The sequence below is a fragment of the Rhodanobacter aciditrophus genome, assembly GCF_042679525.1.
GTDB classification, from domain to species: Bacteria; Pseudomonadota; Gammaproteobacteria; order Pseudomonadales; family Marinomonadaceae; genus Marinomonas; species Marinomonas aciditrophus.
This window is the reverse complement of record NZ_JBHTMN010000011.1, coordinates 250642-272970: the sequence shown is the minus strand read 5'-3', so window position 1 is coordinate 272970 and position 22329 is coordinate 250642. Positions and strand designations below refer to the sequence as shown.

Below are 22329 nucleotides of genomic sequence, written 5' to 3'. Positions count from 1 at the left end.
AACCTATCAAAACCTCTCCAAAGTGGTTGTTTTTTGTGCAAAATTATTAAATTGGATTCCCTAAAGGAACCATAAGGCTAGTTAATTGAGCCTTTATTCACAACATCAATACACGTCATAATTAACAATTATCAATAAACTGGCTTTACAAATGTTTCGAAAGCGATTTCTAAACTGACTAAACACATTTAACTCGGTACAATTCCAGCATAAATACAACTTGATCGACAAAACAGGCACATTTATGGCAACGCTTGATAGCCAGCTCTTAGAAAACATTACCACTCATGTAACCCTTTCACTGCAAGAAGATATTGGCTCAGGCGATATCACAGCCCAGCTAATCCCTGAATCCAACACACTTACTGCCACTGTTATCAGCCGTGAACCAGCGGTTTTATGCGGCCAAGCTTGGGTTAACGAAGTGTTTAAACAACTTGATCCAAGTGTCGAAGTGAGCTGGTTAGCTAATGAAGGTGAACTGCTAGAGGCCAACTCCCCTTTTCTTACTTTAAAAGGGAATGCTCGCAGCATACTCACAGGTGAACGCACTGCTCTAAACTATCTTCAAATGCTTTCTTATACGGCTACCGTATCGAAAAAATACGCTGACTTAGTGAATAACCAAGCTTTAACCATTTTAGACACCCGAAAAACGATACCTAGCTTCCGCCTTGCTCAAAAATACGCGGTCACAGTGGGTGGTGCGGCAAACCACCGCATTGGCTTATATGATGCGTTTCTAATCAAAGAAAACCACATCATGGCTGCTGGATCAATTTCTGCTGCCGTAGAGCAAGCAAAAATCATTGCCCCAGGCAAACCCATTGAAGTTGAAACTGAAAACCTTGATGAAGTCGCTCAAGCGGCAAATGCCGGTGCCACTATTATCATGCTAGACAACTTCTCACTCGAAGATATGTCTACGGCAGTAAACCAGTACGGTGACAAAGTTAAGTTTGAAGCGTCAGGCAATATGACAGACGAGCACATTAAAGATGTTGCGGCGACAGGAGTGGACTATATTTCTGTGGGGGCATTAACTAAACATGTGATTGCGATCGATCTATCACTTCGAGTGATTAAGGAAAACCACTGATGACAGATCAAGTACTGGTAATTAATTGCGGCAGCTCATCTCTAAAATTTGCTGTCTTAGATGGCACTGAAAACCCTCCTATTCTTGAAGGCATTGCAGATCGCCTCGGCTCTGAGCATAGCTCGATTACTTTTAAGCACAATGGCACCAAACAAGAGCAAAGGCTTTATGACAATGACCATAGGGCCGCAGTAGCAGCGATCAAAAAATGGATCAATGAGCATCCCGAAGCCGACATATCCCTCGCTGGCGTTGGACATCGCGTTGTTCATGGAGGGGAAACGTTTAGCCAATCCGTAACCATTAACGATGAAGTGTTAAAAGGTATTGAGGATTGCTCTGTGTTTGCACCGCTCCATAACCCTGCACATGTAAAAGGCATCAAGGAGACCCAAGCACTGTTTGGAGACCTTCCTCAAGTAGCAGTATTTGATACTGCATTTCACCAAACCTTGAGCGCAGACCAATACCTCTACCCTATTCCAATGCGCCTATACCGTGAGCATCATTTTAGAAAATATGGCTTCCACGGCACAAGTTACCGTTACATTTCTCAAAAACTGTCTGAACTTGATCCCGCCTACGGAGCAGAAAACGCTTTAATCGCACATTTAGGTAATGGTGCAAGTGTGTGTGCAACCTGTAACGGTCAGTCCGTAGACACCAGTATGGGCATTACCCCGCTAGAAGGTTTGATGATGGGCACTCGCAGTGGCAGCCTCGACCCTAGTCTATTGTCTTTTATCGCAGACGCTGAAGGCATCACTATGGAAGATGCATTAAATGTGCTCAACAAAGAAAGTGGGTTAAAAGGTATTTCTGAGATTTCCAATGACTGCCGCACCCTTGAAACCGCACAAGCACAAGGCGATGACCGCGCTCAGTTAGCACTGGACATGTTCAGCTCCCGTGCGGCAAAACATCTTGCATCCGTTTCCACCAATCTTAGCTCACTAGAGCACTTGGTTTTCACTGGCGGCATTGGCGAGAACTCTCCTCTTATTCGTGAGGCAATTTGTCAAAGATTACAAACACTTGGCATTAAAATTGATAGAAACACTAACCAAACCGCTCCACGCGGTGAGATCTCATGCATCTCACTAGCTGACGCACCGGTTAAAGTTTGGATCATTCCAACTAACGAAGAACTTTTGATCGCGCAAGACACCTTGCATTTAATTAACCAAGACACTGCAACAACACACAGTGCCTAAGGATATAACACCCCATGTCTACTAATGTTTTAATGACAGTACCTACAGGCCCAGGCGTCGGACTTACATCCGTCTCCGTTGGTTTGGTTCGTGCGTTAGAACAGCAAGGCTTAAAGGCCAGTTTCTTTAAGCCGATCGCTCAACCACACCCTGGTGATGATGGCCCTGATCGCTCAACAGCGATGGTCGCCCAAGGTTCCACCCTGCGTCCAGCGGAGCCTATCCCACTGCATGAAGCAGAACGTTACCTATACAACGATAATATTGATGAATTGATGGAAGAAGTCGTAGGCCGCTTTCAAGCGAGCATTGAGCCTGACTCCACGGTAATCGTTGAAGGTTTAGCACAGATTCCGGGGCACCCTTATGCAACACGCTTAAACAAAGCCATTGCACGAACACTGGATGCTGGTTTGGTTTTGGTCACTGCTCCCAATAAAATGCGTGTCACAGAACTTGAACATCATGTGGAAATCGCTGCTGGCTCTTATGGCGGCTTAAAAGCAAATGATGTCATCGGCTGTATCCTAAACAAAACACAGCCAGGCTCTTTAGGCATGAAGTCCTACGGCGATTCATTCGCTCAACGCCCTATCTTCAAGCGCAACTTCAGCCTGTTAGGACAGATTCCGACCTCTGAAGAGTTGACTTATCCACGTGTCAAAGATGTAGCGGACTTCCTTGAAGCACGCGTCGTCAATGCAGGAGAAATGGACACTCGTCGCATCCACTCCTATACACTCTGTGCCCGTGGTGTTGAGAATGTACTTGAAGCACTTCGACCTGGCGTATTGGTGTTTACACCTGGTGACCGTACGGACGTCATCATGGCTACGGCCATTGCAGCCTTGAATGATACTAAGATTGCGGCACTGGTTTTGACCGGTGGCTACCAACCAAGTGAGGCCTTGATGACCTTATGTGGTAAAGCCATGGCGAAGGGATTACCGATCTTATCCGTTGACAGCAATAGCTGGGAAACCGCTATAAAAATGCAATCCTTTAACCAAGAGATTCCGCTGGATGACAAAGAGCGAATCTTAACGGTTAAAGAACACATTGCACGCTGTATTGATCACGATTGGATCAATTCTTTTGCTTTAAACAACGAAGAACGCAAGTTGTCCCCCCCAGCGTTCCGTTACCGTCTAATCGAGCAAGCACGTGCTCTAAATAAGCGTATCATCCTCCCTGAAGGTGAAGATATTCGAACCATACAAGCCGCCTCTATTTGTGCTGAACGAGGCATTGCACGTTGTACTCTTTTAGGAAACCCAGAAGAGATCCAGCGTATCGCACAAAATAATGGCGTAGAGCTTGGCTTTGGCGTTGAAATACTCGACCCAAGTACCATTCGCGATCAATACATAGCACCAATGGTAGAGCTACGTAAACATCGTGGCGTTACCAATATCATTGCCAATGAACAATTGGAAGACAATGTCGTACTCGGTACCATGATGTTGCAGCAAGATCATGTGGATGGCTTAGTTTCAGGCGCCATTCATACTACGGCAAACACCATACGCCCGGCACTACAGTTGATTAAGACCTCTCCAGAGTCCAGCTTAGTATCATCGGTTTTCTTTATGTGTCTACCGGATCAAGTGTTGGTATATGGAGACTGTGCCATCAACCCTGACCCTACTGCTGAACAATTAGCTGAAATCGCCATTGAGAGTGCCATGTCTGCTGAAGCTTTCGGCATTACCCCACGGGTGGCAATGATCAGTTACAGCACTGGCGGTTCAGGCTCAGGTAATGATGTAGATAAAGTTAGGCAGGCTACGGAAATCGCTCAACAGCGTCGTCCAGACCTACTGATTGACGGGCCACTGCAATATGATGCGGCCATAATGGAAAAGGTGGCTAAGCAGAAGGCACCAAACAGCAAGGTAGCAGGCAAAGCGACTGTGTTTGTTTTCCCTGATCTAAATACAGGCAACACAACCTATAAAGCGGTTCAACGTAGTGCAGAAGTTGTCAGTATTGGTCCTATGCTGCAGGGTATCCGCAAACCCGTAAATGACCTATCCCGAGGTGCCCTCGTGGATGACATTGTTTACACCATCGCCATTACTGCCATTCAAGCCGGACAGCTAACGAAATAAACCTTAGCTGGACAAAAAACAACCAAACCATTAAATTTATAAGGGTTTAGTGGTTTGGTTGATTTTATCATGTCAGGCAGTGTTGTTCATTCTATTGAAGCGCAAAAGTATGCTCAGGAGCAAAGCTCCTTAGGCAGCCTGTCCTCTGTCAGCACCGCAGACACTCAAGAATCCCCTACCACAGCACGTTCTACTTCAGACTTTACTGTCAATATTTCCGAAGAAGCCAAAAACCTGCTTAACGAAGAGCAAACTACAGAACAACCTCCTTCTGACGTTGATCAAGACTCATCAGACAGAGAAGAACAAAGTGGCACTGTGTCCGATAACGACACCTCAAGCATCGCATTGACAGAAGAAGAACAAGAAGAAGTGGATGAGCTAGAATCTCGAGATGAAGAAGTGCGTACCCATGAGCAAGCCCATGCTGCGGCTGGCGGACAATATGCCGGCAGCCCTTCTTATTCCTATGAACAAGGGCCTGATGGTAAACGCTACATTACAGATGGCGAAGTTCAAATTGACGTAAGCCCTATTTCAGGGGACCCACAAGCCACCATTGAAAAGATGAAACAAGTTTATCGTGCGGCCCTTGCACCCGCTGAGCCCTCTTCCGCCGATAGAGCTGTTGCCCGTGAGGCACAAGCGGCCATTGCAGAAGCTACTTCTGAATTAGCATCACAAGTGAGCAGCGCTAGTGATACGAATGAAAGCCTGTCTGCATCCAACCAATCTAGCTCTTCTGTTTTAACTTCTAATAGGGAGCAGCTTGTACAACAGCAAATTAACCTATACGCATAATTGATCAAAGTGCTCACAGGACGTGAACACTAACCCGAACAACTTCAAGGAGTGAAGTTATGATTCAAATACCCAGCTCAAAAAAGGGGTTTACCCTAATTGAATTAATGGTCGTCATTGCGATCATTTCCATACTTGCGTCTTTTACTGCCCCCTCTTTTAAACGACATATTGCTAAAGCAAATCTTGTTGATGTGGTTCTCTATGCCAGTACCGTGACAGGCACGGCAGATGAGTACATTATGGCTAACGCCGATTTTCCTACTGCCGAAGCTCTTGAGTCACTACTGGACTCACAAGTTCCTGAAGGCAAAGTCCTTTCCACAAGTGTCACTCGAATAGACAAAGAACAAGGTTTAATCATCTTTAACTTAAAAGATGCGATCGGGATTGATGAAGGAGCAACACTCACCTATTCAAGAAATACTCAAGGTGTCTGGCAATGCCAGACGACACTGGCCACCAATGTGGCACCAGATAATTGCCAGTCGTCGGAGGTATGATATGAATCTTGATGCCCTCCTTGCTGATGCAATTCAGAGAAATGCCTCAGACATACACCTATTACTACTTTCTGACCAGACAACCCAGATGCGCTATCGAATTTATGGCCAACTAACTAAGAGAGAGTCCTTTTCAAATGGACTCACGCTCATCAACAAGATCAAGATAAACGCTGATTTAAATGTGGCAGAATCCCGAAGAATCCAGGAGGGGCAATTTAGCTTTGTACTTCATGGCGACACATATTTTATTCGGGTAAGCATTGTTAATTCAGACCTAGGTGAGAAAGTTGCCCTACGAGTGCTCTCCCCTTTAAAACAATTATCCCTCGTAAAACTGGGCCTTAGCATCGCCCAGAACAATGCATTGGAACACGCAATATCACAAAAAAGCGGTCTTATTTTAGTGTGCGGTGCCACAGGGTCAGGAAAAACAACTACCTTATATTCATGTCTTGAGCGTATCGACGATGGATCGCGCACCATTTACACCATAGAAGATCCCATCGAATTACCTCTCCCCAACATTTATCAATTCGAGCCCAACGATTCATTAGAAATTGACACCTTAGCCCTGTTGAAATCATTTATGCGTCAAGACCCCGACGTGATCATGGTGGGCGAAATACGCGACGCCAAAACAGCAGACCTGGCCATATCAGCAGCCTTAACAGGACACTTGGTCTTGGCCACCATTCATGCAAATAGCCCTTTAAATGTCATTCATCGATGCCGTCATTGGAACCTAGATTTCTTTTCATTAGTTAGCTCCCTTTCGTTAATCATTCATCAGTCAATGAGGTATGAAGAGCAAGGCTGCAAACCCAAATTCTCCATATTGCGCCCGAAATGGGGGGTAAATTTACCGTCAACCTATCAGGCTCTTATCCAAGAAACGGATCTTTGGCAGCAGGTAGGAAGCGAATCATGAAGTTATATACCATCAAAGGAGACGATAACGCCCTTTTGTTTGATAGCAAGGAACCAGCGATTCGCCATGCCGTCCGCATAGGCAAAAGCACAAGACATATCAAAAACATCCGAAGCCGATCATTTAATTCCATTCAACTGGGCAGCTTATTAGAAAACACCCTACATTACTGGAACAACCAATCTGGGCTTCAGCAGGCATTACTTTCTGCCCTTGAACAAAAGAGCAAGGATTTTAGATTCTGTATGATCGCCCAGAGATTGAGTCAAGGTGACTCAATTGGAGATGCAATGTGGGCATTCTTACCCAGTCATCTTAAACCAATGCTTGCGACACTTAAGCAATCAAGCGGTGAAGAACCTAAAATAGCAGTCATTAAAGCCGTAGTGAACATGCTCAATAGAGAGCAGGAATTATCTCAGCATCTAACTAAAAACCTAAACTATCCCTTTTTAATTATACAATCCGCCCTAGTTATGGCCTGTATTAACGCCCTATTTAACAATAGAGATCTGTTTTTTACCCTTTGCCTTTGGTTGTGTGTCTCTGCTATTCAACTTGTGGTTTTTTACCTAGTAAAAAGCGGTCACATAGCCCTTTGGCTAACACAAAATATAAAAGGGTTTCGCTATGAAAACACTCTATCAATCATTGTCGAAATGACGAAAACAGGCGTGCCGCTCCACCGCATCTTAAAAGGCATGTGCTTACATAGCCATCAACATGACATTTTAGCTTTGTATCAATCAGTGCTTTTGTTAGACAGCGGATCTAAAGTCAGTGAAGCGTTACCACAGCAATGGTTCCCCAAGGCAAAGCATTACAAGCTCAGCAGCATTGATGACACTTCAGACCTGCTATCACCTCTCATACAAGCCCGTGAGGACTGGGCTAGATCCAACCAATATCACATCAATCTACTCTGCAAAATAATCCCATTATTGGGTATAGTTATTGCTGCGCTGTTCGTGACTTACACCCTGTTAGAGCTCTATTTACCCATTATGGAATTGAATCAACTTGTCTGAAGCAACCTTCATATTTTATGTTTTAGTATGCCTTTGTATGGGTAGCGCAATGTCCTCTCTCTCATGGAGACTACCACGTACCTTAGAACACAACTGGCGAAAGGAAGCACACGATTTTCTGGCGCTAGACTTTAATGATCCCGCTCCCGAAAGCTTCTTTAAAGGACGATCTATTTGCCCAAACTGCGGCTCAACGCTCACCCCTAGAGACCTCATGCCGCTGTTAAGTTATGCTCTTAACTCTGGGAAATGTCGACACTGTAAAAATAGCATCCCCATTCGCTACCCAATCATTGAAGCATTTAGCCTAGTAATTCTGTTACCCCTTTATTTCCTTACCAATGATTTAACCGAGTTAGGCCTTCTGTTGCTACTGATTAGTAGCCTCTTACTGGCATTAATAATTGATGCGGAACACCAATGGATACCTGACCAATGCAGCGTATGGGTAAGTATGAGCGCGTTTATACTGATGTATTCCCAAGGACAAGATCCCAGTATTAATCTACTTTTTGCTTTATTTGCCTATTTTCTGATTGTGAGCTTACGTTGGCTGTTTTTAAAAGTACGAAAGGTAGAAGCCATCGGCTTAGGGGATGCCAAACTCCTTGCGGCCCTAGTATTTTGGCTGGGTCCAACAGCTTTATCACCTATATTACTAATGGCCTCCATTACAGGTATGGGCTTTCATATACTGACAAAAAAACAGATGAGTGAGCGGATCCCATTTGGACCATTTTTAATCATTAGCGCCCTTCTCATCTTCTACTATAAGGCATATTCATGACTAAAATCGTTGGCCTGACGGGCGGGATAGGTTCTGGGAAGAGTACAATTGCCAAACTATTTAACCAACTTGGCATTCAGTCTATTGACGCTGATGACGTTGCTCGGGAAGTGGTTTTACCTGGAGAGCCATGCCTAGACGCTATAATAGATGCATTTGGTGAGCAGATAATTCTGCCAGATGGGCAGCTAAACCGAGCTAAATTAAGAGAAGAAGTCTTTCAAAACCCCGAGAGTCGAGCCTTACTAGAAAGCATCACCCATCCTGCAATTAGAGTGAGAATCGAAGACCACCTTAACGCCATGACCAGCAAGTATGGTTTATTAGTGCACCCACTTCTATTTGAAAAGCATCAAGAACATCTTTGCGACCTAACCATCGCCATTAGCGTGACTGTTGCTCAGCAGGTTGAGCGAGCCATGAAAAGAGACGGCAACAATGAAGCGCAAATACGTCGTATCATTCAAGCGCAACTACCTGATGAAGACCGCATAGAGCGAGCAAACTTTATCTTGAAAAATACTGGCACAGCCGAGGATTTGAGTGGTAAAGTCACTGAGTTACACAAAAAATTACTTGATAAATTAGATATAAAATAATGCAGAATAATACGATGGTGGCTTGCCCTACCTGTGGCCAAAAAAGCCCTTGGTCACAAGACAACAAAAATCGCCCTTTTTGCAGTGAGCGCTGTAAGTTAATTGACCTTGGAGAATGGGCTAGCGAAAGCTACAGCATTCCCCAGCAAAACTCTGAAGAAGACGAGATCTTTTCTGAGGACTTGGTCGCCAATCCAAACAAATCTTTTTTGTAGTGTATTAAGAGATCCATCATAAGATGAATAAGCCAAACTTTTCAGAGAAAACTGCATTACTGATCGAAGATATGGCTGAAGCCCGCATCATGCAAAAGAAAATGCTTAATGATTTCGGGTTCAAATCTATTGATATCGCGATGAAGGCCGAAAGTGCCATCGACATGCTACGCACCCACAAATACGACGTAATCTTATCTGACTACAACCTAGGGAATGGCAAAGATGGGCAACAACTGCTTGAAGAAGTACGTATTTCTCACCTCATCCCCAACACATCGACTTACCTTATGGTAACGGCTGAAACGTCCATCGAAATGGTGATGGGTGCCATTGAATATGCGCCAGACGGCTACATCACAAAACCGTTCTCTCAAGCTATGCTCCAGCGCAGATTACTAAGGCTAATGGAAAATAAAGCCAAACTTATTGCCGTTAATAAAGCCCTTGACGCCAATGATTTCGACGACGCTATCAGTGAAGCTAAGCAGGTCATGTCCGACAACCCTATTTTAGAGAGCCGCTGTCAGCGCATTATCGGTGATGCGCTACTAAGCAAACAGCAATATCAGGAAGCATTAGATGTTTTTCGTACGGTGAGAAAAGCATCCAATATGCCTTGGGCGGTCTTTGGTGAAGCAAAATGTCACTTTTTTCTAGGAAAATTAGATAAAGCCGAAAGTAAATTCCGACAGCTGACTTTGGACAATAAATTCTTTGTGGCAGCCTATGATTGGTTGGCTAAAACCTTGATCAAACAAGGGAACCCTCAAGAAGCTCAAGCAGTCTTGATTGACGCAGTGGGACGCTCTCCTAAAAACCTACTGCGACAAGTTGAACTAGGCAAATTAAGTTTAGATATACAAGACAACATCATGGCTGAAATGTCCTTTAGGCGAGCGGTATTTCTTGCAAAACACTCCTGCTTTAATAAGGCTGATGTCTACCTAAATCACATGAGTTCTGTGGTTGCTTTGGCTAAGGAAGCGCCCTTATCGTCCCGCCAACTTGATAGCTTTCAAACCTCCCTCAAAAAGGTAGAACAAGCTTTCTTCGATTCACCTAGCGTGAGAGCAGAAGCCTACCTTACTGAAATGGAGTTACACAGTGCTTTGGGGGATCTCAAAACCGCTGAACAAATCGAAGAGGTTTGGCATCATGACATCGAAACAGGTAATGCGGATAAGCCAAGCAAAGCAGCATCTGATCGTATTACTAAATTAAAGAGTGCGAAGTGACAGACTATGGAAAAGATGGATATCAGCACCATTCTCGCGAGTGCCATACACGAAAGTAAAAATCATATTGGCACCCTTCTGTATCAGCTTGAAACGCTCAAGAAACAGCAGCTTTCAGAAGAAGGACGACAGTCCCTTAGAAAAGTAGAAGAAGGCATGAAGCAATTAAACGATGAATGGGTGGAATACCTCTATCTTTATCGTTTAGCCTCTGATGGCTACATGGTTCACTACGACTGTTTTTCCCTAGAAGAATTTTTAGACGATCAAGTTTTCGCGCTAGCCCCATCTGCCACCGCAAAAAACTTAAAACTGACTTTTAATGTGGATGCAGACCTTACGGCCGTATTTGATGAGCGGCTCATGACAGCAGTCGTGAGCACCGCAGTTTATAATGCACTTCGGTACGCTAAAACTAACATTGAAATCAATGCCGTCGTTGAGAACGAGTACTTAGTACTTTCAATCGAAGATGATGGACCAGGTTACAATGACAAGGATATTGAAGCGGATGAGCTCTTATTCGAATCAAACACCGGCCTAGGTTTATACTTTGCTGAATTATCAGCCATCGCCCACAAGGTTCAAGACCGAGAAGGCTATATCGAAAAGCGCAGATCTAAACGCCTTGGTGGCGCAGAACTGGCAGTATTTTTACCTCAGTAACCAAGATGCCGCCTACTCGTAAATAGGTGGCATTTGCCTAACAATCGGACATTCCCCTAAGGCAGATTAATTCGCAAACGGCCGCCCCCAATTACGCTTTGATTATCCAATACCGTTTGCCCACAAACGCCCTTATTTTTGTGCTGTGCCGCTACCTTTTCACAGTACAGCCAGCCAATATTTTGACTTGAAAAGGTGTCAATCGACTCCCCTGATTTGATGCTGTTAAAGCGCTCCAAAACTATGTCTGGATACCCAGCCCCATTGTCATCAACGGTAAGGCTTAAACCGTCTTCACCCTCTTCAACCGTAATGCAAATTTTGTCTTGGGTATAACGTACAGCATTTAACACGGCAATATTCAGAACGCCGGTTAACAAGTATGGATCTAAGTACCAGCACAGATCTTCACCAATGACTTCTATTTCAACACCGTTAATTTGCAACAGACTTTCCATTCCTGCCAAGATGTCATCAATTAACTCAAGAACGTAGGTTTCTTGCATTTGTACGATTAACTTATCAGACTCCATCAAATACAGCCCATGAAGCTGGTTCACCACGTTTTGCATACGAGTGACTTCATAATCCACAATTTTCAATCCGGCAGTGGCTTCCTCTCCTTGGATACCTCCAGCAATGGATTCTAGTTTATATCGGACTTGGCCCAAGGAGTTACGCATATCGTTTACGGACGCGCCAATCACATCTTCAAAAGGCAGTTGGTTAGTATTATTCGTCACGCTAAACTCCTATAGCTTTATATCGTAATGTTTAATCAAGAATTCTTTTAGGGCCACCAAACGTTTGTATTGTTTATGATGCTCAGAAACATGTTTTAAACGCTTAATCGCCTCTGCACACTCTGCAACGAGATAATGCTTCGCCCCTTGTGACTCCATTAGCTTCAGACAACTTTGTACCAGATTTAAATTAAGTCCAGGATGACGCGGAGAATGCTCTAAAGCGGTTTTAAACTGCTGAACAGCCTCTTCGTATTGTTTATTGCCATATAAAGCTAAACCTTCCTTATTTAAGGTTTTTGCTTGTTGCTTGGCACTTCCTGAAACTGGCTCATCAAGGAAGTCCGACGCCTGCTGCCGCAAAGTTTTGTCCGCAGTGCCATTGTTTACTAGAGAAGAAAGGATTTGCTCTGCCTGATCTTTATTCCCTGCGCTATACAGGGTTTTACCGTATTCAACCACCAATTCAGGCGCCATCCCACCTTCCAACTCACTCGCCAGAGATTGCGCTCCGGCCAGAGCTTGAGCCGCCTCTGTGTTACGGCCTTGGGAAGCCATCAAGCGACTTTCTGCTAAGGATTTACGAAATTTGACCTGATCATTATCTGCAAAGCGCTTAGCCACAGCGCTCAGAGCACTGCCAGCTTCAGACAGTAAACGTTTGCGGTCTACACTGTCCGCTAAACTGGCAGACTCCGAGACAATATCAACAAATTGAATATAGTCATCAGGATTTTCATGTATTGAATTTACACCTAACCGAACCGTTTGCTGGCTAGCTTTTAAAGCGGCCATAGCATCCCCATTTGCCATACTCACCTTGGCCATTTGCTTTTGCCTTTTATGAATACGAGGGGAGATTCTTATAGCATCTTCAAGCACTTGCTGAGCTTCTTCAGTGCTTCCTTTATCCTGTAAGCATTGCGCCATAAGATCATAAGCAGCCACGGTTTGAGGAAATAATTGCAATATACGCTCTAAGATTTTAATGGCTTTATCTAGTTGCTGTTTAGCGACGGCCATCTTAGCAAGGCCCAGTAGTGCCCAGTCCACTTCCCTAGACGACAATTCAGTCTTACACAATCGCTCTAAGGGTTCGTATTGTTTAGTCGCTAGAAAAGCTTCTACCAAGGTTCGCTTGCACCAAGGGGCGTAACGCCCTTCACTTTTAATATGGGCTATACACTCATTGATCAGCTCATCATATTTTTCATCAGCGAGTAAACGCTTCATCTGGGACAATGCTTGAGCTTGTTTAAATTGCCGTTCAAGACGTCGGGCTAATACCGCTTGAGTGAAGGGTTTAGAAAGGTACTCATCGGGACCAGATTCCATAATCCCCATCACCACGTCGCGGCTTGTCTCGGCAGACACGATGCAAAATACCACATTGAATTTCAGCAGCTTTAGCTCCCGCAATTCTTCTAATACTTGTTGGCCGTTCTTATTACCTACTAAACGGTAATCACATAGCACCACGTCATAACGGTGGGCGCGACATGCATCAATAACGCCTTTACCACTGGAAGTCTGATCCACATGCTCGATGCCCAACCCTTGAAGCATTTGACGGATTGATTGCCGAGCATTTTCAAACTCATCAGCAACTAAAGCCTTAAGCTTTGCATACTCAGACTTTTGTTGGGACGCTTTGTTGATATAAAAAGCCTTATCCACGTCGTTAGCCTTTCTCTACATTATTAGTTATTGGTCGTTGATTTCAGGTAGCGAACTAACTGAGTTCCTGCCGCCTCAATATGATGTTTCAGTAACTCTGTAGCGCCCTGTTTATCTTTTTGCTCTAAAAAACGTAACAGAGTGTCGTGTTCCGTCTGACTGACATCCTTATATTTTAACGGACCATATTGAAAACCAAGATAACGTCTGACCTGCTCATTTAAACCACTGACCACGTTAAATAAAGTAGGACGATTCGCTGCTTGATATAGGGTCGCATGAAATTCCCAGTTAAGTTGACCTCGCTCTATCAAACTCAGGGTATCACTATTTAATTGATGATTAATATCTCTAGCGCGCCCCAGTGTTTCAAAAGTAAGTCGATCAAATGCAAACTCTAAAAGTCGACTCTCTAAAATAGAACGCATTTGATATAAATCTTCTGCCTCATGCCAGCACAGCTCAGGGATCATAGAACCGGCTTTTCCATGGGGAACAAGCCATCCTTGATTGCGTAAAATACTGATAGCATCTCGAATCGGGATACGACTGACACCATATCGCTCAGACAATTCTAGCTGGCGTAAAGGCCGCCCACGCTCTAACGACCCAGAGACAATATCGGTTTTAATCTGATCTAAAAGGCTTATCTCAGACATTATTTAGAACGTCCTATTTTTTGCACAGATAATACAATTAAGCCGAAACATATACCCCAAAAGGCCGATGCCACACCAAAAAATGACACCCCTGACACAGTCGTTAAAAATGTCACGAGGGCCGCTTCACGAACGCTTTCATCCTCAACCGCCGCTTTAAGATTAGCACCTATAGTGCCCAGTAACGCAATACCCGCCAAGGCGGCAATCATTTCGGCTGGAAACACAGCAAAAATCCCCACCACAGTTGCTCCAGCAGCCCCTGCCAGCCAATAGAAGACTCCCGCCGACATACCAGCAATGTAACGTTTACCTGGATCAGAGTGACATTCTTTCCCACTACAAATGGCAGCAGTAATAGCAGCCAAATTAAATGCGAAGCCTCCAAACGGAGCGAGTAAAAGGGTGGTGATCCCTGTCCATGACATTAGATTAGAAACAGGGGTTTGATAATTGTTTGCTCTCATGACCGCCACACCTGGGATATTTTGAGAGGTGAGTGTCACAATAAATAATGGCACCCCTACCCCTAGGATCAAAGAGGTATTCCACTCAGGTGTTACCCATTCAAAATGCCCCACTTGCAAAGGAATGCTAGAAAAGTCTACATGAGGCTGCAGTAAGACCAATAGAATTCCGGCAATTAAAACCAGAACGACCGCATAACGAGGGATGATTCGTTTGGCCACAAGATAAACAGCAAACATGACGCCGACTATCAAGGCATCCGCTTCCATGGAGGTAAAGATCGCCACACCGAAATTAAACAACACCCCAACCAACATGGCACAGGCAATCGGCAATGGAATCCAGCGCATTAGCTTATCGAAAAGACCACTGAGCCCTAAGATCAAAGCCAGTGCACCGGCAAACATAAAGACACCAATGGCTTCCCCATAGGTAGCATCCGTTAAGCTGGTGGCTAGCAAGGCTGCACCTGGTGTAGACCAAGCCGTAATAACGGGTGCTTTATACCACCAACTTAGAAAAAAACAGGTCGCTCCCATACCAAGACCTAGGGCCATAATCCAAGAAATCTTCATGGACTCCGTTGCACCGGCCACATCTGCTGCTTGAAAAACGATAGCAACAGAGCTAGCAAACCCTATTAAGACAGCGATAAAACCTGCCACCACAGCCCCAAGGCTCATATCAGAAAAAACTTTAAACATAATCATTACTCCCTTAAGCGCTCATAATAATATGCAAAAGTAAAAAATGTATACATTTTTATGAGTGAGTTAGCATAAACCCTATCAGACCGAGTACGAACCCCATGACTGCACCCAAAGGTGGGCCCCAGTGTTTCTCTAACCTCACCTGCGGTGCGATATCCTGAAACACAGCATAGAGAATCCCCCCAGCTGCAACCAGCATGATGCCAGAGACCAATGCGGTAAAACTTGCCAGCCAAAAATACGCCACTAAACCCGCCACCGGACCTGCCATTGCGAGAAGCACAAACAACCACAAAATCTTTTTATTAGTCATACGTCCGGATTCTTTGAGTTCTCGAAACGCATTAAACCCCTCAGGTAGATTCTGCATAGCAATGAGAACGGCAAGCAATGCAGCAGACCCTTTCCCTAATGCTAGAGAGGCGCCCAATGCAATGGATTCGGGGATAAAATCTGACAACATAGCCACCAGCTGTCCTGCTGAGGTCTGATGCTTATAGAGCAGGATATCTACCCACATAAACAGCACACCACCGGCAAGGAACAAAATGGCACTAATAGGAATGGAAAAAGGTTCAATACCCTCAGGGACAAGTACTAAGGCAATGGCTGACAACAGTGCACCACCACCAAAAGCCGTCACACTATGACGAAGCTCTTCATTAAGCCAATTAGGACGGATGCTATCAATCGAAGCAAACACGCCCCCCAAAGGCATTGCCATCCCTGCCATTAAGGTTAACAACAAGATGTACATCCATTCCGCCATAAGCTAGATCCTTTTTAAAAATGAAAAACACCGCTCTTGGGCGGTGTTTTAACATAACAAGACAGTTTCAAGGACTTAATATCTCATGGGAAAGCGAATACGTACAACCAAACCACTAGGCTTGTTAGCGCCAAACGCTAAATGAGCTCCATAGTATTTTACGAGGCTTGAGACAATAGAAAGGCCCAAGCCGGCACCAGAATGATCGCTACCACGGAAGAAACGTTCTGTCAGGCGACCTAATTCCCCCTTAGGAACACCAACGCCAGAGTCACGAAAATCTAACACGATTCCATCCTTTTCTTTCTGCCAGTCGATGCGAATCTCACCACCAGTAGGCGTAAATTTGACCGCATTAGAAATCAAATTCTGCAAAATTACTTCCAGATGATTGACCTCCATCGGCAAAGCAATGTCTGAATTAACTTCAGTAACTTCTAGATTAATCTCTTTCTCAGACAACATAGGATATAAAGCGGCCACGATACGGCGCGTTTCTTTAAATAGAGGAATAGGACTGTGGATACCGCCTTGCAATTGGCTCTCTACCCTAGCATAAGATAAAAGCTGCCCAACAATCCTCGTACTGCGATCTACACCGGCGACCATTTGCTCTAACGCATGTTGGCGTTCTGCTTCATCCTGTGCGGCTTCTGCATTCTGTGCATGCAGCTTCAATATAGCTAAAGGGGTTCTTAGCTCATGAGCTGCGTCAGCAATCCAACGCTTTTCACGGGCCATGAGATCGTCGATTTCTTTCAGTAAAATATTGAGTGCTTGCTGAACAGGCGCGAGTTCTTCTGGAACGTTATCAAGGCTAACCGGTTTCAATTGGGCAGGTTTAATTTTGCTGATACGATCAGTAAGTTGTTTTAACGGTTCCAGTCCAAAACCGACTGCCAACCAAACCAGGAGTGCAATTACAGGCCACCCGATCATTTCAGGCAAAACAGAATTCAACACAATCTCAGTGACAATCTCACCACGAACATCCTGTCGCTCAGCAACCACAATACGAAAAACATCCCCATGATCTGAGATTTTCTTCAGCTCAAAGGTTCGCCATTCATAATTTTCAGTCTCAGCAGTACCAAAACCATCTTTAAGCGTATGAGAAGGTTCTATTGATTGACTGTCTGATGCGACAACCACCTCTCCGTTATGCCAGATTCTAAAATAGACCTTGCTTTCATATTCGTGGCCAACTTGGCTCAACTCATATTCATTTAGATCTGTCACCACCTCCGGATACACGAAAACAGGAGCCTGACGCCCCTGTTTTAGATCGTCACTGGTCATGCGCACCAACAATCTGGCCTGTTGGGCTAGACGGGCATCAAACAACTCCTCCACCTCATGAGTTGCAAATCCAATGCTTATTAACCCAAGTAACAAACTGGTAAAAGCAAACAGAGACATCACCAATATAAGGGTGCGTTTCTTTATGGAGTTGGGAAGGCGTCGGTTGAATATCTTGAGCACGCTTTATTCTCCTTAGGGCTTTTCAATCACATAGCCCACTCCACGAATGGTTCTAATCAAACCTGAATAGAATTTTTTACGCAGGTGATGGATATGAACTTCTAAAGCATTACTCTCAACTTCTTCACCCCACCCATATAATGATTGAACAATAGCATCCCGGGTAAAAACGTGACCTGGACGGGAGATAAGTTCCTGCAACAAGACAAATTCTCGACGGGTAAGAGACACATCTTGTCCTTGATAAACAGCACGCATACTGTCTGGGTGAACCTCTATCTCACCATGGGAAATGGTAGTTACAGCACGACCTTTTGAGCGTCTTACAATGGCGCGTATACGTGCTTTGATTTCGACAATATCGAATGGCTTAACCACATAATCATCAGCCCCAGCATCTAACCCGCTCACTCTATCTTCGATGGCATCTCGAGCCGTTAATACAAGAATGGGAATATCAATGGCCTTATCACGAACTTTATTCAACACCGACATACCATCCATTCGTGGTAATCCAAGATCCAAAATCACAAGATCAAAAGACTCCTGCTCAATGGCTTGAAGTGCTTGTACTCCATCCGTAAGCCAATCCACCACAAAACCTTCTCGATGTAAGGCAATACACATCCCGTCCCCTAAAGACTGGTCATCTTCCACTAATAAAATTCTCAACTTATATCACCTCACCTGAGCCAACTTCTCGAGCATATCACTTTCTGTGAGCTCACCTTGGCTGATCTGGGAAATCGAACCATCCCTATTAAAGAACACCAATGCTGGAGGGCCAAAAATACCTAACTCTTTCATATAAGCTTGCTGGGCGTCTGTATTATCGGTCATATCCAATTGTAGAAAAGCGAATTGATCTGCAAGCTTAAACATACTTGGCTGATCAAACACTTCCTTCTCCATAGTAGAACATGCCGTACACCAATCTGCATAAAAATCTAACACCGCAGGCATGCCCTGCTGTGCTGCCTGATCGAGCTGTTGGTGGATAGTTTCCATTCTATCGTAGCGGCTAAATAATGGCTGGTGAACCTGAGTTTGGGCTGAGCCGAATTTTACTTGATAGGCTAAAGGTTCTATTAGGTTGGGTGCTCCAGCCAAAACAGAGCTACCAATGCTAATACTGTACAATAAGATCAAGCTTGAAAACGCTAACTGCATCCGGCTCCAACCGGTTTTCAACGTGCTTGGCAATACATAACAGCCATACCCGAACAACAACAAAGTCCAAAGAGAAACACTGATCACTAACGGCAAGAATCGACTCACCAAGGAGATCGCCACACCTAACAAAACAACGCCAAAAAACGCTTTGACCTGTTGCATCCACATACCAGCTTTCGGTACAAATCGACCGCCACCAAGCCCCATGAGCAACAATGGCACGCCCATCCCTATACTCAGCACAAATAACACTGCACCACCCAGCCACGCATCACCTGTGGTGCTGATATACAGCAATGCTCCGGCAAGAGGTGCTGACACACAAGGAGAGACGACTAATGCGGACACAGCCCCCATCGCCGCCACGCCAAACAGCTGTCCACCTTTCATACTGGCGCCAACAGAGTCCATCTTATTACGTAAGCGATCGGGCAGTTGTAATTCGTAAAAGCCAAACATAGAGAATGCTAAAGCCACGAATACGATACCAAAGAAGGTCAAAATCCAGGGGGTTTGCATGGCCGCTTGAAGGTTTAACTGTGCGCCAAACAGCCCCACCAGAACGCCCGCAACGCTATAGGTAATTGACATACCTAGGACGTAACTCAGGGCCAGAATAAATCCTTTGCGGGTCGATAACTCTCCTAACTGCCCTGCAATAATCCCTCCCAAGATTGGCACCATTGGCAGTACACAGGGTGTCAAGGATAGGCCAAGACCTAATGCAAAAAAGGTCAATAGCATGATCCAAATGTTTTCGTTGATCAGGCTAGCCATTAACCCCTGTTCCTCTGATACCAATTCTTTTGGTTTAATTATTTGAGCGCGCTCACCCATAATATCTGACTGGGCCGTGGCGCTTGTTATGGACAAAGATACCGTTTGGTTTTGCGGCGGATAACAGAGACCCTCTTCAGAGCAGCCCTGATACTCCACCCTGTATTGTTCAACGCCCTCTTTAGGCGCTGCATCATTCACTTTGACCGACAAGGTATCGTGAAATACTTCTACCAAACCAAAATTCGGATCATCTTTTGATTCGGACATGGTTAACCAGGTCATACCTACAGGCTGACCATTTTTGGTGACTTTAATACGATCTTTATAAAGGTAGTAATGGGGAGCGATCTGCCAACTCAGCTCACCATCAGAAGTGCTAGACAAGACAAATGCTTCATCAGGTTTTAAGAATTCCCCTGCATGTACAAGAGTACTGATTAACATAACGATGACTAAAGCAGTCACCCTAAGACGAGAAATAAAAATAGCCATCGCTGCTCCAACCGCAGGAAATGTGATGGCCTTACACTACCCATACAAGCTTAAGCAAAACTTACGTAATGCTTAATGTTGACTTAAGTTTCCCCTTTTATCTTGGGCGATAACCAATAATGAGGATTCATCATGGGATATCGCCTTTTAAAACAAAAACACTTTTCAATTGTCCAGCCAGTCATGATTGCTGGATTAATCCTTGGCTCCATGACAGCTCATGCAGAGATCTCCGATAAGGACACTGCCCCAGTTGCTCCAATGGGGGACTTTGCAATGCCCACCTATCAAGGCACTTCAATCAGTCTGAATGATTACTTAGGTAAGGTTGTTCTAGTGGATTTCTGGGCCTCCTGGTGCAGTCCATGTCGTACTTCCTTCCCTTGGATGAACCATATGTCAGCGAAATACCGTGACCAAGGTTTTGAGATAGCCGCAATTAACCTTGACCAACAGAAACCCCAAGCAGTGACATTTTTAAAAGAATTACCTCCGGAGTTCACCGTCCTTTTTAATGCAAGTGGAGAAATGCCTGAGGCTTTCGAGGTTATCGGCATGCCGACAAGTTTTCTCATTGACCGAGATGGCAAAGTACGCGCTACGCACATCGGCTTTCACTCTGACAAAACTAAAGAGTACGAAAAAGAGATCCAACAGCTTTTACAGGAGGCTCAGTAAAATGCGTCACTTACTTGCACGTTGTGCCCTGATATTGGGAACCATGGGAGTGTTAGCAGGTTGTTCTGACCTTGGAGTCAAACCATGGGAAAGAGATGTGTTAGCACAAGATGAGATGAATTTAATTAACGATCCAATCGAAAGTAGCTTAAACGACCATATTTATTTCAGTAAAGAAGCTAGCTCAGGCGGACAAGGTTTTGCAGGAGGTGGCTGTGGCTGCAACTAAACAATCCCCAAAAGATATCGCTGCTCTGCTGGCAACGGCAAGCTGTGCTTTGACTGGCGGATTTTCTTCCGTCGCCCAAGCGGGAGAAAACTGGGATGTTGATTCTGCGTTAATGGTCTACAGCGAAAGCGATTCCCGTGTCACGGCGGTAGAACCGGTGTTAGAACTGAAACGCAAGTTTGACAGTGAAACCGCTCTAACCCTGCGTGCTGTTGGCGATACTCTAACCGGCGCCTCTCCAAATGGTGCAACGCCCAGCAGCGAAGCTCAGACCTTTAGTCGTCCATCTGGCAATGGCACCTATGAGACCGCCCCAAACAGCGATCCCCTTGACGATACTTTCCGAGATACACGCGGCTCCTTCTCTATTAATTACAATGCCCCCCTTGGCCGTGATTGGGCTTACAGTGTCGGTTCGTATCTGTCGGCGGAACACGATTATCAATCCCTTGGTGCCAATGGTACCCTCTCCCGCTACTTAAATAATAAGAACACTACTCTGACTTTGGGGTTAAGTGCTGCGAGTGACACCATTTCTCCTGAAGGTGGCGTTCCAGTGGGTTTAAGTACCGTTACAACGGCAAAAGATACAGGGGATGACAGTAAAACACTTACAGACGTCATGTTTGGAGTAACTCAAGTCATTAACCGCAACACATTAATGCAGTTTAATTACGGATTGAGCCAAAGTGATGGCTACCATACAGATCCCTATAAATTCTTATCCGTCATTGATGATAATGCAGGAGCAAACTACGGCGGCAATTACAAAATAAGTGGTGATAATCAGTATGTATATGAAAAACGCCCGGATTCACGTCTCAAACAGACGTTATACTGGCAGACTAAATATCAACTGAGCAATAACGACATTATTGATTTGAGTTATCGCTATATGTGGGATGATTGGGGGGTAACCTCGCATACCCTAGAGGGCAAATACCGCTTTAGATTTGATAATCAATATTTAGAGCCTCAGGTTCGACTTTATCAACAATCTGCTGCGGACTTTTATCAGCGTTACTTAACCAGCTCTAACTATCAGTCTCAAGATTACGCCAGCGCAGACTACCGACTTGGCGATATGACTGCCTATACTTTAGGATTAAAATACGGTTATACCTTTGAGGATGAGAGTGAAGCGTACGGTAAGATAGCACTGTATCATCAGGAAAGCTCTGGTGATGAAGGCTTCGGCAAACTCAAACAACAAGACTTATACCCAAGTATGGATGCTGTCATGGTGACGGTTGGTTATCGTTTCTAAAAAACACCTA

The 22329-nt window shown here is 44.8% G+C and carries 23 protein-coding genes; 15 read left to right on the top strand and 8 right to left on the bottom strand.

The annotated features are described in order from the left end of the window. The first annotated feature begins 244 nt into the window (after nt 1-244). From nadC to ACFQ45_RS10235, 12 genes are read left to right on the top strand one after another with little or no spacing between them, the layout of a single operon-like run. Nucleotides 245-1099, top strand: a complete 855-nt coding sequence (gene nadC, locus ACFQ45_RS10290; protein ID WP_377367330.1) for a carboxylating nicotinate-nucleotide diphosphorylase — start codon at nt 245-247, stop codon at nt 1097-1099. Continuing rightward, nucleotides 1099-2313 carry an acetate/propionate family kinase gene (locus ACFQ45_RS10285; RefSeq protein WP_377367328.1) on the top strand — a complete coding sequence of 405 codons (1215 nt, stop codon included), beginning with the start codon at nt 1099-1101 and terminating at the stop codon, nt 2311-2313. Before nadC ends, ACFQ45_RS10285 begins: the two co-directional genes overlap by 1 nt. A 14-nt stretch (nt 2314-2327) precedes the next feature. Beyond that, nucleotides 2328-4424 (top strand): phosphate acetyltransferase, encoded by a 2097-nt coding sequence (pta, locus tag ACFQ45_RS10280; RefSeq protein ID WP_377367326.1) that lies wholly within the window; start codon nt 2328-2330, stop codon nt 4422-4424. Nucleotides 4425-4478: 54 nt separating this feature from the next. Next, a complete protein-coding gene (locus ACFQ45_RS10275; protein WP_377367324.1) occupies nt 4479-5225 on the top strand; it encodes a putative metalloprotease CJM1_0395 family protein in 747 nt (248 codons plus the stop codon). Between the two features lie 59 nt (nt 5226-5284). After that, on the top strand, nt 5285-5728 hold the full coding sequence (locus ACFQ45_RS10270) for a pilin (protein ID WP_377367322.1): 444 nt from the start codon (nt 5285-5287) through the stop codon (nt 5726-5728). A 1-nt stretch (nt 5729) separates the two neighbouring features. Then, a complete protein-coding gene (locus ACFQ45_RS10265; protein ID WP_377367320.1) occupies nt 5730-6659 on the top strand; it encodes a GspE/PulE family protein in 930 nt (309 codons plus the stop codon). Continuing rightward, nucleotides 6578-7687 (top strand): hypothetical protein, encoded by a 1110-nt coding sequence (locus tag ACFQ45_RS10260; RefSeq protein WP_377367318.1) that lies wholly within the window; start codon nt 6578-6580, stop codon nt 7685-7687. Before ACFQ45_RS10265 ends, ACFQ45_RS10260 begins: the two co-directional genes overlap by 82 nt. Beyond that, the gene (locus ACFQ45_RS10255) at nt 7680-8474 is read left to right on the top strand and encodes a prepilin peptidase (RefSeq protein WP_377367316.1); all 795 of its coding nucleotides are present in this window, start codon (nt 7680-7682) and stop codon (nt 8472-8474) included. Before ACFQ45_RS10260 ends, ACFQ45_RS10255 begins: the two co-directional genes overlap by 8 nt. Next, on the top strand, nt 8471-9073 hold the full coding sequence (gene coaE / locus ACFQ45_RS10250; protein ID WP_377367314.1) for a dephospho-CoA kinase: 603 nt from the start codon (nt 8471-8473) through the stop codon (nt 9071-9073). The genes ACFQ45_RS10255 and coaE overlap by 4 nt, the downstream gene beginning before the upstream one ends. After that, complete coding sequence (gene yacG / locus ACFQ45_RS10245) at nt 9073-9288, top strand: DNA gyrase inhibitor YacG (protein WP_377367312.1); 216 nt, start codon at nt 9073-9075, stop codon at nt 9286-9288. The genes coaE and yacG overlap by 1 nt, the downstream gene beginning before the upstream one ends. A 23-nt stretch (nt 9289-9311) precedes the next feature. After that, on the top strand, nt 9312-10526 hold the full coding sequence (locus ACFQ45_RS10240; protein WP_377367310.1) for a response regulator: 1215 nt from the start codon (nt 9312-9314) through the stop codon (nt 10524-10526). Nucleotides 10527-10532: 6 nt separating this feature from the next. Further along, nucleotides 10533-11192, top strand: coding sequence for a sensor histidine kinase (locus ACFQ45_RS10235; protein ID WP_377367308.1), 660 nt, complete (start codon nt 10533-10535; stop codon nt 11190-11192). A 56-nt stretch (nt 11193-11248) separates the two neighbouring features. Here the strand turns inward: ACFQ45_RS10235 and ACFQ45_RS10230 are convergent, their stop codons facing one another. The 8 genes from ACFQ45_RS10230 to dsbD form a co-directional block, all read right to left on the bottom strand. Next, a complete protein-coding gene (locus ACFQ45_RS10230; protein WP_377367307.1) occupies nt 11249-11935 on the bottom strand; it encodes a sensor histidine kinase in 687 nt (228 codons plus the stop codon). A gap of 9 nt (nt 11936-11944) precedes the next feature. Beyond that, complete coding sequence (locus ACFQ45_RS10225) at nt 11945-13612, bottom strand: tetratricopeptide repeat protein (RefSeq protein ID WP_377367305.1); 1668 nt, start codon at nt 13610-13612, stop codon at nt 11945-11947. Nucleotides 13613-13635: 23 nt separating this feature from the next. Further along, nucleotides 13636-14271 carry a GntR family transcriptional regulator gene (locus ACFQ45_RS10220; RefSeq protein ID WP_377367303.1) on the bottom strand — a complete coding sequence of 212 codons (636 nt, stop codon included), beginning with the start codon at nt 14269-14271 and terminating at the stop codon, nt 13636-13638. Next, a complete protein-coding gene (locus ACFQ45_RS10215) occupies nt 14271-15443 on the bottom strand; it encodes a benzoate/H(+) symporter BenE family transporter (RefSeq protein WP_377367301.1) in 1173 nt (390 codons plus the stop codon). Before ACFQ45_RS10215 ends, ACFQ45_RS10220 begins: the two co-directional genes overlap by 1 nt. 58 nt (nt 15444-15501) lie before the next feature. Next, the gene (locus tag ACFQ45_RS10210; protein ID WP_377367299.1) at nt 15502-16218 is read right to left on the bottom strand and encodes a ZIP family metal transporter; all 717 of its coding nucleotides are present in this window, start codon (nt 16216-16218) and stop codon (nt 15502-15504) included. Nucleotides 16219-16293: 75 nt separating this feature from the next. Next, nucleotides 16294-17700, bottom strand: coding sequence for an ATP-binding protein (locus tag ACFQ45_RS10205; RefSeq protein WP_377367297.1), 1407 nt, complete (start codon nt 17698-17700; stop codon nt 16294-16296). A gap of 12 nt (nt 17701-17712) precedes the next feature. Continuing rightward, nucleotides 17713-18372 carry a response regulator gene (locus ACFQ45_RS10200; protein ID WP_377367295.1) on the bottom strand — a complete coding sequence of 220 codons (660 nt, stop codon included), beginning with the start codon at nt 18370-18372 and terminating at the stop codon, nt 17713-17715. 6 nt (nt 18373-18378) lie between these two features. Continuing rightward, nucleotides 18379-20145, bottom strand: coding sequence for a protein-disulfide reductase DsbD (gene dsbD / locus ACFQ45_RS10195; protein WP_377367293.1), 1767 nt, complete (start codon nt 20143-20145; stop codon nt 18379-18381). Between the two features lie 132 nt (nt 20146-20277). Between dsbD and ACFQ45_RS10190 the strand changes: the two genes are divergently transcribed. From ACFQ45_RS10190 to ACFQ45_RS10180, 3 genes are read left to right on the top strand one after another with little or no spacing between them, the layout of a single operon-like run. Further along, a complete protein-coding gene (locus ACFQ45_RS10190) occupies nt 20278-20823 on the top strand; it encodes a TlpA disulfide reductase family protein (protein ID WP_377367291.1) in 546 nt (181 codons plus the stop codon). Nucleotide 20824: 1 nt separating this feature from the next. After that, the gene (locus ACFQ45_RS10185; RefSeq protein ID WP_377367289.1) at nt 20825-21052 is read left to right on the top strand and encodes a DUF4266 domain-containing protein; all 228 of its coding nucleotides are present in this window, start codon (nt 20825-20827) and stop codon (nt 21050-21052) included. Beyond that, nucleotides 21039-22319 (top strand): DUF3570 domain-containing protein, encoded by a 1281-nt coding sequence (locus ACFQ45_RS10180; protein ID WP_377367287.1) that lies wholly within the window; start codon nt 21039-21041, stop codon nt 22317-22319. The genes ACFQ45_RS10185 and ACFQ45_RS10180 overlap by 14 nt, the downstream gene beginning before the upstream one ends. The last annotated feature ends 10 nt before the right edge of the window (nt 22320-22329 follow it).

Excerpts from the sequence above, each read along its gene's own strand:
- ACFQ45_RS10285 (WP_377367328.1), top strand. The coding sequence starts at position 1,099 with ATGACAGATCAAGTACTGGTAATTAATTGCGGCAGCTCATCTCTAAAA.
- ACFQ45_RS10270 (WP_377367322.1), top strand. The coding sequence starts at position 5,285 with ATGATTCAAATACCCAGCTCAAAAAAGGGGTTTACCCTAATTGAATTA.
- ACFQ45_RS10185 (WP_377367289.1), top strand. The coding sequence starts at position 20,825 with ATGCGTCACTTACTTGCACGTTGTGCCCTGATATTGGGAACCATGGGA.
- ACFQ45_RS10215 (WP_377367301.1), bottom strand. The coding sequence starts at position 15,443 with ATGTTTAAAGTTTTTTCTGATATGAGCCTTGGGGCTGTGGTGGCAGGT.
- yacG (WP_377367312.1), top strand. The coding sequence starts at position 9,073 with ATGCAGAATAATACGATGGTGGCTTGCCCTACCTGTGGCCAAAAAAGC.
- ACFQ45_RS10265 (WP_377367320.1), top strand. The coding sequence starts at position 5,730 with ATGAATCTTGATGCCCTCCTTGCTGATGCAATTCAGAGAAATGCCTCA.
- pta (WP_377367326.1), top strand. The coding sequence starts at position 2,328 with ATGTCTACTAATGTTTTAATGACAGTACCTACAGGCCCAGGCGTCGGA.
- ACFQ45_RS10235 (WP_377367308.1), top strand. The coding sequence starts at position 10,533 with ATGGAAAAGATGGATATCAGCACCATTCTCGCGAGTGCCATACACGAA.
- nadC (WP_377367330.1), top strand. The coding sequence starts at position 245 with ATGGCAACGCTTGATAGCCAGCTCTTAGAAAACATTACCACTCATGTA.
- ACFQ45_RS10210 (WP_377367299.1), bottom strand. The coding sequence starts at position 16,218 with ATGGCGGAATGGATGTACATCTTGTTGTTAACCTTAATGGCAGGGATG.
- coaE (WP_377367314.1), top strand. The coding sequence starts at position 8,471 with ATGACTAAAATCGTTGGCCTGACGGGCGGGATAGGTTCTGGGAAGAGT.
- ACFQ45_RS10190 (WP_377367291.1), top strand. The coding sequence starts at position 20,278 with ATGGGATATCGCCTTTTAAAACAAAAACACTTTTCAATTGTCCAGCCA.
- ACFQ45_RS10260 (WP_377367318.1), top strand. The coding sequence starts at position 6,578 with ATGGGGGGTAAATTTACCGTCAACCTATCAGGCTCTTATCCAAGAAAC.
- ACFQ45_RS10240 (WP_377367310.1), top strand. The coding sequence starts at position 9,312 with ATGAATAAGCCAAACTTTTCAGAGAAAACTGCATTACTGATCGAAGAT.
- dsbD (WP_377367293.1), bottom strand. The coding sequence starts at position 20,145 with ATGGCTATTTTTATTTCTCGTCTTAGGGTGACTGCTTTAGTCATCGTT.
- ACFQ45_RS10220 (WP_377367303.1), bottom strand. The coding sequence starts at position 14,271 with ATGTCTGAGATAAGCCTTTTAGATCAGATTAAAACCGATATTGTCTCT.